General features: G+C 41.5%; 5 protein-coding genes. 3 read left to right on the top strand and 2 right to left on the bottom strand.

Features of this window, described 5'->3' with window-relative positions:
* On the top strand, window positions 1-333 hold a 333-nt coding region (locus HY841_01410; GenBank protein MBI4929390.1), incomplete at its 5' end, for a fibronectin type III domain-containing protein.
* A gap of 253 nt (window positions 334-586) precedes the next feature.
* Here HY841_01410 and HY841_01405 read toward each other — a convergent pair.
* Window positions 587-5,071, bottom strand: coding sequence for a hypothetical protein (locus tag HY841_01405; GenBank protein ID MBI4929389.1), 4,485 nt, complete (start codon window positions 5,069-5,071; stop codon window positions 587-589).
* A 12-nt stretch (window positions 5,072-5,083) separates the two neighbouring features.
* Window positions 5,084-6,583 carry a phosphoglucomutase/phosphomannomutase family protein gene (locus HY841_01400; protein MBI4929388.1) on the bottom strand — a complete coding sequence of 500 codons (1,500 nt, stop codon included), beginning with the start codon at window positions 6,581-6,583 and terminating at the stop codon, window positions 5,084-5,086.
* A gap of 465 nt (window positions 6,584-7,048) precedes the next feature.
* Here HY841_01400 and HY841_01395 point away from each other — a divergent pair, with 465 nt between their 5' ends.
* Together HY841_01395 and HY841_01390 are read left to right on the top strand one after the other, a co-directional pair.
* Window positions 7,049-8,350 carry a T9SS type A sorting domain-containing protein gene (locus HY841_01395; protein MBI4929387.1) on the top strand — a complete coding sequence of 434 codons (1,302 nt, stop codon included), beginning with the start codon at window positions 7,049-7,051 and terminating at the stop codon, window positions 8,348-8,350.
* An 18-nt stretch (window positions 8,351-8,368) separates the two neighbouring features.
* Window positions 8,369-9,523 (top strand): hypothetical protein (locus HY841_01390; protein ID MBI4929386.1); only part of this gene is annotated, 1,155 nt, incomplete at its 3' end.

Below are 9,523 nucleotides of genomic sequence, written 5' to 3'. Positions count from 1 at the left end.
CTTAAGGTGGAAAACCTTTCTGTTACGCTGGGCGATACCAGCGGAGAAGCTTCGCTGCACTGGGACCCTATTGCAAAAGTGAAGGGCTACAAAATTCAAATGATGGAGGAAGCAACGGCTCCATCTCCGGTTCCGGTTCCTATTCCAATTCCTGTTCCTGTTCCCGCTCCATCTGATGCAAACTGGAAAAGCGCAACGCCTGATGTTTCAACAAAAAGCAAAATGACGGCAACAGGTTTAACTCCCGGAAAACAAACATGGTTTCGGGTGGCGGCTTTCAATTCTGCCGGCACAGGCGCCTGGAGCAATCCGGTGGGAAGGATTATTTCGTAGGAAAAAGCCCCTCCGAAGGAGTCCTTCGGACAAGTTCCAAATTCCAAGTACCAAGTACCAAGAAAAAACCTTTGGGGCTTGAGACTTTAGGGAACCTCTAAAAACTCATGAACAATAGAACAATAGAACATTTGAATAACGAAATCGGAAGTAAAATACATTCATTTCGAATGTTCGTTGTTCAAATGTTCAAATGTTCTTCATTCAAAATAGATTTTAGAGATGCCCTTTATTTCCTTTGGGTATTTAGGTCTTACTCCTCACTTTCCTTGAACTTCCTTTGGAATAAATTTTTCTGCTGTTCACTTCCGATAGAAAATTCATAAGGCGTTTGTCCGCGGTCGGTTTTTAATGAGCGTTTGTCTGATTTCAAATCCTGAATGATTTTGTTGAAGGCGGGGTCGGAAGAAACTGCCGAGAGAAATCCTTTTGTATAGCGGAAGTAATACCAGTTGTTCTTGTCCACTTCAAGATACACGTCCAGAATATCGCCTGTGCGTTTTTTCCACAGCACAATTTTTCCGTCCACCATTTTATTTACCTGCGTTCTTCTCACCGTGCCCATGCCGATTCCTCCTGAAGAAACATAGGCGTTGTTCTTTTTATCCCATTGCATGTTCACTTCGGTGAGAAAGAGGGTGTGCTCCAGCTCGTCAGGGAACTTTTTGAATTTGCCGTAAAGATTTATTTCAGCAATCAGTTTATCGGCTTTTTCTTTTCCAAGGAGTTCGTGAAGTCCCTGTTCGTAGTTGGAACCCACCACCACTCCTGATAAGGTTTCGGTGGCGGAGATGAGGTCAGCCATTTTATCAAGCGCTGAGTTATCAAAGAAGAAATCCATTGCCATCATCAGCTCAAACCGCGCGGAATCAGATTTCAGATCATGAAATACATTTCCCACCGCATCCAGTTTAATCTGACCGAGGTCAATGCCCATGGGTCCTAATTTTCCTTCGCCCGAAACCGTGCAGGCGTCTGTTTTCAAACTCAGGTAATTGCCGGTGAGAGAAAGTTCGTTTAGCTTTTCTTTGGAGGCGATGCGGTATTCTTTTGAAGGAGCATCGTAAAATAAAAACCCTGTTGCGGTGAGAACGGGTTGGTCGGTCTTGCGGAATTTCTTTGTCAGAAAGGCGGAATAAATTCCGCTTGTATCTGCCGCCACCATGATGCCTGAGCCAAGTTCCCTGTCTTTTTCATCCAGCAGCTGAGCGGTAATGGGAATAAGGATTTTATCCGGATTGATCTGCGAGGAGAACCGGAACCATGTTTTTCCTTCATCCAGCGCAGCGCAGGTGTTGGTGATTTTTGTTAAGCCGGTGAAAACCAGAAACTGGTTGTTGGAAGCAAGGTTCACTTTTCCTCTGAACTCGTAATTGGGACTGAGCATGAAGTGGGTGGTGTCTTTTATCTCCGCTTCGGCAACAGTCTGATAGGTGGTGTCCACTTTAATGCTCTCGAAATAAATCGTCTGTTTGTTTTTCATTTCATCCACATAATCATAATAGCCCGATGAAGCATACCCCTTTCTGCCGAAAATATTTGTGTTTGCTTTGTAAATGGTGTGATAGGCGGTAATGCTGTTGGCAATAATCTTTGAATTGCTCAGCGTTTTCATTTCTGCTGCTTTCAGGATGACCACTTTTCCGCTGTCGGGATACACTTTGGCATCTGCCACATTTATCCACGCCACATCCTGAGCGGTGATGATGTATTTAGTGAAATCAAATTTTGCTTTTGGCGCATTGAAGCGAAGTGAATCCTGTTTTGGATTGGTAGAGATGAATTCAGGTCCTGAAAGTTCAAGCAGTCGGTCGTCTTTAGGTTTGTTGGCATCGCGCGAGGATAGTTCTATATCGCCTTTATCCATGTACCATTTAAAATTATCCATGTAGCAGATGTATTGGTTCACCGGGAATTCCACCACCGCTCCTTTTCCGTTGGATGCAAAATCTCCTGTTCGTTTTTCAAAGTCAACAATGGCATTTACATTTTTGGTGGAAAAAGCGAATTGAGATTTCTCCAACGCTTTTAAACTGAAGGCGGCTGTATCCGATAAAACTTTTTTGTTCTGGAATTTCATCATGTCGGCAGTCATGATGGCGCCTGAAAATTCAAGTTTGCCGTTTCCTGTCATGGCTTTCGGAGTATAATCTATTCTTCCTTTCATTTGTCCCTGTCCGCCATACATTTCCAGAGGTTTCAGTTGGGAATATATCTGCATGATGTCCTTTTTCGGAGTCCAGTGCACATACACGGTGTCGCCTTTCACAGGCGGATATTCTGTCTTGCCGCCTTTTTGTTCTTTCACTTCAAATGTTTCAGCGGTTCCGTTTACCGAGTCAGGAAAGAAAATTAAATCTTTGGATGAAAGGGAGGATGTAAGATAATCAATGGTTCCGTCACCGTGCAGCCCATCGTTGCTGAGGCGCACTTGATTGTTGAATTTTCCGGTGTTGCCATACGAAGCAAAGCCGCCTGCCGGAGTGGGGCGGATGAAACCAAGAGAATAATCGGGCTGCACTCTGAGCGTGTCAACAAAGTCAGGAAAAATTCCTGCAGAGGTCAGCTGACCTTTTAATTTCAAACCTTGCGTGCTGAAATTATCCAGACTGTCAAGTGTATACGGGTCAATTTTAAAATAAAATTTGTCGCGCCTGTAAACGCCCCGCTGTATGGAGCGCCTGTCGTAATAAACAAATGATTCTTTTGCGGAAGAGAAAATAGGATATTTGGCTATGCCTTTTCTTCCGGATTTGTTATCGGAACGGTCTATCTGCAAATCGCCTTGTATCTGTTCGATCACTGACTTTACGCGCACATCGGGATAATTACCAAACGCATCGGGAGTGAATCTGCGAACGGAAAACATGAGCGAGTCGGCATTGTTAATGTCAATCTTGAATTTATCATAGTTGAAGTAATAATCTTTTCCGAAGTAAGTGAAACGCCCTGCCTGCACCACTCCGCCAAAAGAAAAGTCGCGGTTCTTCTTCAGCACGATTTGTTTTCTGGACGGATAGATGATGACATTCTGAGAGTCGCTGAGGGCGATTTGAGACACGCCATATATCTTCAAATCATAATTCAAAAGATTCAGCACGGCATTGATTGATCCGCCCTTCACTTCGGAATGAATTCCGAGCACATCATAATCGGCAGTGCCTGCTTTTGCTTTCAAAAAGGTAAACAAGCGGTCCTGCAAAATAATTTTATCATCCTGCGGAGTATAAATGATGAATCCTCCGTTTGCAATCGGGATGAGGTAAGGGCGCAGCGCCTGCGCTTCTGTGTGCCTGAACTTTGCATATTCTTCTCCCGTAAAAGTAGTCCTGCCAAGTTTTTCACCGCATTGTTTTAAAGCAACCAGCGGGTTCACCTGGTCATAGCCCTGCAATTCGTAATACACATCTCCGCGATAATAATTGGAAGAACCGAAATCAGCATTTCCCTGCGAACTGCCGATGAGAGTTTTGAAATCCATTTTAGCGGAATCGAGTTTCCAGTCAATTTCTTCCACGCGCATATCCACCTGATGGAAGGTATTGAAGTAAGGAGTTTTTGAAATTCCTTCCAGTGTTCGGATGAGAATCAATTCTTTGTTTTCAATGTCGAACTTCAATTTAATGGAAGGATGATAAATAGAGTCTTTATCCAAAAACATGGTGATGGCGGCATCTTCGCACGTTATTCTGTCCTGCCGGAAGATGAAAGTTTTGCTGGCGGCTCTTACCAATGCTTTGTTATTGCGCTTGAAATAGAGGTACGCATCAGCGGTTTTGCTTCCCGAACCGATGAATTTATTTCCCCGCAGGGAGAACCCTCCTGCAAAATCCACTTTGCCTTCAGCGATGTTTTTGATTTCAAAGCGCGTACTGTACGATTCAAAGCGGGGATACGTTGCGTTTTCGGGAGTGGCATCGGGCACTGCTTTTTCTTCCAGCGTGCCAAGCAGCGGACTTTGAAAATATATTTTATTGGTGAACCTGACTGAATCGGCAGAATAACTTTGCCGGGTGGTGATGGCAGTATATCTTTTCAATTCAGCATACACAAGGTCTTCATCAATGCCTGCCCGTTTCCATGTTACTTTGCCGCCATAGCCCACCCATTTTTTTTCTGTGGGATAATAAACACCGCTGGTGCCGGAGATGGTGGCGGTATCGGCTTTCACAGCGCAGCAGAGATCGGTTTTTGAAAAAACAATTTTTGGCAGCGAGTCAAACTCAAACTCGTAGTTGCTGCTGCCGGCAAACCATTCCACCGAAGGGGACTCGTAAAGTTTGTTTGTTCCGAAAATATCATTTGACGCTTCCAGAAAGTCGGAAAGTTTTTTGGCGCCTGATGTTTCAATCAGTTTTTCCATGCTTGTTTTCCAGGATAGAAAACTGCTTTCCTGCAGGTTGGCTTTCGTATAAAAATTAATCATGGCGCTGAAAAAGTTGAAATAGTCGGGGAACGGGCGGAGCTTTTTCTGAAGCATGGCAATGCTGGTGGCATAAACGAACTGCCTTTTCTCGCTTGATAAATATCCGCCAAACCAAAATGGCTTGAACTGTTCTTTGATGAAATCATGCCCTTCTTTTTCTTTTCCTTTCACCGAGCTGAAGTAATCATCCATCTCGCTGAGGAATTTTACGGAATCGGAAGAAAAAGATTTGGGGGCTTGGGCGAACGAATCACTCGAAGCCAGAAGCCAGAAGCCAGAAGCCAGAAGAAATAAATAGAAATGTTTCTTCATAGTACAGCGTAATCAAGCATCGTTCCGAAGGAGCGTTTTCTTAGCGGCATTCAAAATGTCAAGGGCTTTTTTCTGAGTGGATGCTTCCGCATAGGTTCTCAGAACGGGTTCAGTTCCTGAGGCGCGAATCATCAGCCATTCTTCCGAAGTTTGGAGTGGGGAGTTTGGAGTTGGGGGTTTTGTCTCCTGACTCCTGACTCCTGACTCCTGACTAAGATAATATTTCCATCCGTCCATATCATCCATGCGCTGTACTTTGTATTTTCCGAAGGAAGAATAGGCGCCTTGTTTACAGTTATCTGCAATTTTATTTTTGAGTTCTTCAGAAAGATGCAGGTCGTTTCTTTCAAACGCAAAACTTCCGGTAATAGCATACACTTCTTTTATAAGTTCTTCCAGTGATTTGCCTGACTTTGCCATGAATTCCCAAAGTGTTAATCCCATCCATATTCCATCTCTTTCCGGAATATGCCCTTTGATGGCAATGCCTCCCGACTCTTCTCCGCCAATGAGCACATCTTCCTTTATCATTATTCCGCAGATGTATTTGAAACCGATTTTCACCACTTCCAGTTCCAATCCGTAGTGCTCGCACATTTTTTTAATTTTTACTGTGGTGGAAAAAGCGGTGCATACTTTTCCTTTCATCTTCTTGTATTTGCATAAATAATGGATGAGAAGGAGAATGATGTGATGAGAGTCAATAAAATTTCCGCTGCTGTCAAACAGTCCTAACCGGTCTGCATCTCCATCGGTTGCCAGTGCCGAGCTTATTTGATATTTCCTGGATTTCTTTTTTGAATTTTTAATGAGTAAAGAAATCTCTCTGAGATTTTTTGCGATGGGTTCAGGAGATATTCCGTTAAAGGAAGGATTGTTTTCGCAATGAAGCATGATGGTTTCCGGAAGAATCCTTTTTATGACATTCTGCCCCGCGCCAAACATGGCGTCATAGGCAAGATTCATTTTTGATTTGCGGATTGCTTTCAAATCAAAATTCTTTTCTACCTGTTTAACATACAGGCTTTCCAGATCAACATGCTGAATAAACTTGCCGGTATTTATCTCATCCACATTAACTGAACACTTTTCAGGAATCAGATTTTCAATTTCAGAAACCTGTTCGGAAAGAAGCGGACCTCCATAACTGCCTTTCAGCTTAAACCCGTTGTAGGATGGAGGATTATGGCTTGCGGTGATAATGATTCCGAGATTGGCTTTGTACTTAACAGCACCGAAAGAAATCATAGGCGTTGAAACAAACCCTTTAGCGAGAAAAACTTTGATGCCATGATGGGCAAGCACTTGTGCAACCGTTTCGGCAAATAATTCACCGCCAAAGCGGCAATCGTGCCCAACCACTACGGAAAGGGACGAGGGACGAGGGACGAAGGACGAGTTATTTAACAGCCAAAGAGCAGCGCCTTCAGCAACGCGTGCGACATTTTCAACAGTAAATTCTTTACCAATGATGGCTCGCCAGCCGTCTGTTCCGAATTTGATTTTTTCCATTGGCACTAAAGTACAAATATTTTATTTGCTCTATTTTGTAGTTTCTTAATCCCGCACATAGAAGATTATGTGCGGGATTAAAATGTTTTGGCAGAAACCCGCATGGCAGAGGTAGAAAACAAACTCACCGCCCTGCTTGCCCCGTTGGATTATTTAAATCCTACGGGGCTTGCACAGGTAAAGTAATTTGCCTTTTTATCTTGCTTTTATCAAATATCTTTTGCTCCTTTGTATTCTCTAACGTCATAACCCATCTTTTATGTAATGTACTCTGCCTCAAAATATATCCGCTCTCGTTTTTCTCTTTCTCTTTTGTATTTTTTGTTTACTGCCTACTGCCTATTGCCTACTTCCAAGTGCTTTTCCCAAAACCCAGATATAAAAAGAACTTATCACTGGTATTTTGGTGATAAAGCAGGTATTGATTTTAGCAGTGGAAACCCAGTGGCGGTTACAAACAGTCAAATGGATTTTGTATTAGAAGGATGCGTTTCCATTTCTGATACAAGTGGGAATCTTTTATTTTATAGTGATGGTTGGAAAGTGTGGAATAAAAATCATCAGGTAATGCCAAACGGAATGAGCTTAATAATTTATGGCGCACCAACTACTTCACAAATATTGTCTGTTCCTAAACCGGAAAATGAGAACATTCATTATATTTTTTCTTTAGGATATGACAGCACAGGTTTTGATGGAGAATGGAGATATGCCATAGTGGATATGAGCCTGCAATCAGGACTTGGAGATGTGCTTACTAAAAGAAATTTCCTTTGCAACAATGCAACTGAAACAATGACTGCTGTGAGGCACGCTAATAATAATGACATATGGATTATTACAATGCAAAGAAACACCAATTCATTTTATTCTTATCTTCTTACAAGTGCAGGGTTGAATACTACACCTGTAATAAGTAATGCCGGGTTTAGTACTGATCATATGATATTCCTTAAAGCCTCTCCTGACGGAAAAAAATTAGCGGTTGCATTTTTGTTCAATGGTCCAGAAATTCTTGATTTTGATAAATCAACGGGCATGGTTTCAAATCCTATTCTTTTTCCACCTATTTCCGGACAAAGCAATAGCTATGGACCCGAATTCTCTCCCGATAATAAAAAACTTTATTTTATTTATATGCTGGAAATTACTCCTGCTGTTACCTTTACAAATCCGGTGTACCAGATAGACCTAATAGGAACACCTTCTCAGATTCTTAATTCAAAAATATTGCTCGATAGTTTTATTGTTAATGATTCTTTTGCGACAAACTTTAATGATAATTTTACTTCTGCTTTACAACTTGGACCCGATTATAAAATTTACGGAGCAAAATATACCCGTTCAAAACTTGCTGTAATAAACTCTCCGAATACTTTAGGCGTTGGGTGTAATTTTATTGACAGCGCAGTATATCTTCAGGGAAAAATTTGTGGTTTTGGCTTACCTAATTTTATGAATGATTATTTCTTTGATTCCGCTTTAATATCAGTAACAGAGGTTTCAGAAGTACAAGAACCAATAATTTGTTATCCCAATCCATTTAATTACACTGCCAATATAATTATTCCATCGTCTCTGAATATTATGGTAATTGAAATGCTCGACCTGCTTGGAAGAAAAATAGAAATCAAAAAGAAAATCACAAAAGAGAATGGCAAAACTGTTGTAACCATTGAACGCAATAATCTGCCAGTAGGAATTTATCTCTTGAATATTAAAACAAACAATAATATATATTCTCAAAAATTAGTAATCACTAACTAACACTAATACCCAAACATCATGAAAAAGATTCTTTATTTCCGCTCGTTCTTATTAGCAGTAATGTTCATTCTTACATACAGCAATAACATCATTGCACAAAACAACAACCAGCAATTCGGTCCTATCTGGGACAAAGACCAGCCGAGTAAAAACATTTTTGAAAACCTTAACTACAACAATGTGGGAATCGGAACTATTACTCCTTCCGAAAAACTTCATGTGAAAGGTAATTTAAAAGTGGAAGGAAAAATCTTTGCAGACAGTATGAAAGTAAGTCGTATTCTTCCACCCGATGGAGACAGCCTTATTCATTTCGGACCAACATCTGTTACTGTAGATATACTTAACAACCGCATATTCTGGACTCCTGCACCGCCATTCGGTATTGTAAAAGGATTAACCATTGCCAATGGAGCATCCAGTGCATTGGGGAATAATGCAATGGCATTGGGAAACAATGTAGTTGCCTTCGGAAATAACTCAATGGCGCTGGGAAACAATATAAATACAGGTTTTGGCGCAACCAATTCATTTGCAGTAGGGCAGGGCGTAACTAATAATATTGCTAATACCTTTCAGTTAGGATTTGGCGGCATCACATTTTTTGCCGATGCAACAGGTGTTGGAATTAATAATCTTACATCGCACACTCAAACTTTAGATGTAAATGGCACTGCCCGAATCCGTAATCTCACAGGTACACCTAATAATTTTGTTGTAACATCCGAAACCAATGGCACGCTTCACAGCATTGCTTTTACAGGCAGTGCAACCGATGTACTTCTCGGCAACGGAACTTTTGGACCTATTTCTGCTGCTGCCAATGCATGGCTGCTTAATGGAAACATTACAGCTTTTCCAAACAATGTTTTTGGAACACTCAATTCTACTGATATTAGGATTTTTACAAATGCTACACAAAGAGGTATTATTACAGCTGGAGGATTATTTGGCTTCGGTCCTGCTGCATTTATTCCCACTTTCCGCCTCGATGTAGTGAATAACATTAACATTGCCCCAACTAATTTCTTCGATGAAGGATACCGCATTGATGGCAAGTTGGTATTATACATTCCCAATGATAACAGCGGAGCAAACAACACCTTTGTAGGTCGCTCTGGAAATATAAGTGCAAATCCTGGAAATGACAATACATATGTTGGATTTAGAGCT

The sequence above is a fragment of the Bacteroidota bacterium genome (assembly GCA_016213405.1).
Lineage (GTDB): Bacteria > Bacteroidota > Bacteroidia > Palsa-948 > Palsa-948 > Palsa-948.
Note: the sequence above shows the minus strand (reverse complement) of the source record. Positions and strands in the feature narration are given on the sequence as shown.